The 3,178-nt window shown below is 39.3% G+C and carries 1 protein-coding gene and 3 pseudogenes; 1 reads left to right on the forward strand and 3 read right to left on the reverse strand.

Annotated features, from left to right (window positions below; translation table 11 throughout):
* Positions 1-299 precede the first annotated feature (299 nt).
* A pseudogene (locus tag EA14781_RS21905) lies at positions 300-440 on the reverse strand (site-specific integrase); the annotation flags it as partial.
* 170 nt (positions 441-610) lie between these two features.
* Between EA14781_RS21905 and EA14781_RS21910 the strand changes: the two are divergent.
* Positions 611-1,591 (forward strand): NleB family type III secretion system effector arginine glycosyltransferase, encoded by a 981-nt coding sequence (locus EA14781_RS21910; RefSeq protein ID WP_000950786.1) that lies wholly within the window; start codon positions 611-613, stop codon positions 1,589-1,591.
* 191 nt (positions 1,592-1,782) lie between these two features.
* Here the strand turns inward: EA14781_RS21910 and EA14781_RS26220 are convergent.
* Positions 1,783-1,872, reverse strand: a pseudogene (locus tag EA14781_RS26220) (hypothetical protein); the annotation flags it as partial.
* A gap of 134 nt (positions 1,873-2,006) precedes the next feature.
* Positions 2,007-3,178, reverse strand: a pseudogene (locus tag EA14781_RS25095) (type III secretion system protein); the annotation flags it as partial.

Genomic DNA, 3,178 nt, shown 5'->3' on the forward strand with positions numbered 1-3,178 from the left:
CCGCCGCAGCTATGTCGTATGCAGGACGTGCTGCGGTTGGTTTGACTTTGATTGAGACGTTTTGGAATTTTTTTCGGTGGCAAAAATGGGGCAAAAAAAAGTAGGTTATCGTAGCTTGTAGTAGTAATTGATATTGTTTAACGTTTTGAAAAACAAATAAAATCTTTATGTATTAGATAGTTGTGATTTTTGCTCTTACTTGTTGAGATTGTATATCTCTTTCTTTGTATTCTTTTGATTTTCTTGCATTATTTCAGTTCTCTGGTACTCAATGGGGCAAATGGGGGCAAACTTTGCAACTACGATAACCGCGCATACAACATGGCTACCTGTTCGTCGTTCATGTCATCAATCCACATACCGTAAATTTCATACACCATCTGCGCAGTTTCATGCCCCATCTGGCTGGCTATAAATGCCGGGTTCGCTCCTGCTGTCAAGTTGTTTATGCCTTGGCATATCTTCTGATAAAGATGGCAAAATGGCTGGAGACTTTGTGGTTGAGTATGCCAATATAATTAATGCTTAAAGAGTTAGCAGACAGGGCTTCCCCATGAGATTCCCCGTTAAGTGATAATTGTGAAGAAAACATGGATAAACAGGACGACTAATGCTTTCACCGATAAGGACTATTTGCCATAACTCCGCTGATATATTGCAGAATTCATCCTGTCAAACGGCTTCTTTTGCAGGAAAGGAGTATGAGTTAAAGGTCATTGATGAAAAAACGCCTATTCTTTTTCAGTGGTTTGAACCTAATCCTGAACGTTATAAGAAGGATGAGGTTCCAATAGTTAATACTAAGCAGCATCCCTATTTAGATAATGTCATAAATACAGCAAGGATAGAGAGTGAGCGTACAATAGGTGTTTTTGTTGACGGTGATTTTTCATTCAGCCAAAAGGTTGCTTTTTCAAAACTGGAACAAGATTTTGAAAATATAATGATAATTTATCGGGAAAATGTTGATTTCAGCATGTATGATAGAAAACTATCAGATATTTATCATGATATTATATGTGAGCAAAAGTTACGCTCTGAAGCCAAAAGAGATGAATACTTGTTGAATCTGTTGGAGAAAGAGTTGAGTGAAATTTCAAATGCGCAGGATTCTTTGATTTATATGTATGCAGAGAAGAGAGATCATACATGGTTTGACTTCTTCAGAAATTTAGCCTTATTGAAGGCTGGGGAAATCTTTAGATGCACAGATAACACAAAGAATCATGGAATTTCATCCGGTGAGGGGTGTATATATCTTGATATGGATATGATGCTTACAGGTAAGCTTGGTGTAATGCGTGCTCCAGATGGAATTGCAGTGCATGTTGATCGTCGTAATGATAGTGTAAATATTGAAAATGGTGCAATAATTGTTAATCGTAGTAATCATCCGGCTCTACTTGAGGGGTTGTCTTTTATGCACAAAAAAGTAGATGCTCATCCATATTATGATGGTTTAGGAAAAGGGATTAAGAAATATTTTAATTTTACTCCATTACATGATTACAATCATTTTTGTGACTTTATTGAGTTTAAACACCAAAATATTATTATGAACACAAGTCAGTACACAGGAAGTTCATGGTAAAACCACCTCCCGTGGAGGTGGTTGCTTGCAGTCAGGTGTTTCGGGTCTGTGGCTTTTTGTGTTCTCTGGTAAGTGGTTACGATTCTTTTGTGTTATTTCTCTCTGTTTCTATTGTTTTAGATAGCCATGATAGCTCAGTTGCAGTGAGTTTTAGGTTTGAGGTTCTGTCTCCAGCACCGGGGGGGCGCATGTCAAAACTGCAGGACCATCTGCTGCATACTGTATAGTCCTGTATCGTACATGTGGTTGAGGTTAGTGTGCAATTCCCCTGTACTGGCTTGTCATGTATAGGCCCGGAGATTTCAGGGGGGGGCCTTTTGAGCCTGAAAATATGTTTTTGATTGAAAATGGCATCGTTTTTATCCTTTGCGCAATGAAAAGTTGCTTAGTGCTCTTCTGTTGTAAATGAATATCATTAAGAATACTTATATGTGGCTCCAGAGTATTTGGGGTTGTAGTCTTTCCACTCGGGTGCGCCTAATATTTTTTCTGCTGGTATCTCTTTCCCATGCAAGTAAAACTTTATGTTTTTCAGTATCTGGTCGTTGTCTTTGTTGCGATAAATCCATCGTAATTCGCTGGCTGTAATACTCTGACCATAACCATCTGACTTGTTAGCAATGAGTTTGAGTGAGTTGACAAGCTCATCCGCACAAAACATAACTGTTTTGTCGCGTGTTAATGTCTGAAACTCCAGACCGGCTTTGCTTGTTTTTGCCCATAACTCATCAACACCACATTTTGAAAATGTCGGTCTTGTGACGTTAAACTTGTTATGGTTCTTTAAAAAATCTCTAAAGCAATAACCTCGGCTATAATCATTCAGAAGTTTGCGGATGGTATTATCTGTATTATATCTGTTAGGCCTCATTCGACTCCACACTGCATTTGTTAATGCGTTTTGTGTGATAATATCTTTTTTGGATAGGCCATTAACTACTTTGATCGCCTTAACAACTTTTTCTCTTGGCCCATCAAGTCCATAGACAATGTCTCCCTGGCGAAAGTGTAAGGCTGCATCCGGTGCGTTGCCCTGAAAGGTGATGTTTTTTGCTTTAACTACATCTGGGGAGAGTAGTACATTTTATAAATCAAGATCCAGCCCATCAGGCATCCCTTCAACACCGATGTTCCACGTGGTTTTCTGCTCCGCATGAATAGTTACAGATGCCACACTCTCCGGAAGTTTCTCCGGCAGTATAATATTGCTACATCCAGTCAGCGATAGCGTCTGCAGTGACGGTGATATCAGGTTGTCAATTCTGGCCTGATTCTCCGGGTTATAGCTATTGATGCTGAGAGATGATAACCCGTTTGGAACATTTTTTATGCTGTCTGTGGCGCTACCTTTTATCTCAAGGTAGCGGACGCTCTCTGGCACTCCAGATATATGGCAGCGACAAACCGTCAGGTATTCGATGCCTTCAGGTATGATGTGTATAAATGGTGAATCAGTTAATTCAATATGTAGATTTTTTACTGTCGATGGCATGTCTGTGATTTGTAATTTTTCACAGTTAATGACAGACAGGTTTTGTGTATTAACCGGCAACCCTGTAAGGTTGGTTAGGTTATTGCAGTTTTCTA

The organism is Escherichia albertii NBRC 107761 = DSM 17582, assembly GCF_000759775.1.
GTDB classification, from domain to species: domain Bacteria; phylum Pseudomonadota; class Gammaproteobacteria; order Enterobacterales; family Enterobacteriaceae; genus Escherichia; species Escherichia albertii.